This window comes from Salmonella sp. SAL4457, from assembly GCF_046548235.1.
Lineage (GTDB): Bacteria > Pseudomonadota > Gammaproteobacteria > Enterobacterales > Enterobacteriaceae > Salmonella > Salmonella enterica.
Window position 1 is genome coordinate 1 of the sequence record NZ_JBGDZO010001016.1, and the last position, 249, is coordinate 249.

A 249-nucleotide genomic window follows, 5' to 3' on the forward strand; every position below is an offset into this window, starting at 1 on the left:
GGCTTCGGCGGAGAGGCTTTCCAGGTCGGAGTAGGGCAGGCGATGTCGCGGCCGGATCAGGCCCTGCTCTGCCAGTTCCGGCGAGCGGTCCTCGATGAACAGCGCCGGGTTGTAGAAGCTCGCCAGCAGCTTGCCGCCCGGCCGCAGCACCCGCGCGCATTCGCGCCAGACCGGCAGGACATCGTCGACGTAGAGATTGGAGATGGGATTGAAGACCAGGTCGAAGGAGGCATCGGCGAAGGTCGAGAG

General features: G+C 66.3%; 1 protein-coding gene. It reads right to left on the bottom strand.

From position 1 onward, the window contains the following. Positions 1-249 (bottom strand): methyltransferase domain-containing protein (locus ACLJNW_RS27240; protein WP_410961674.1); only part of this gene is annotated, 249 nt, incomplete at both ends.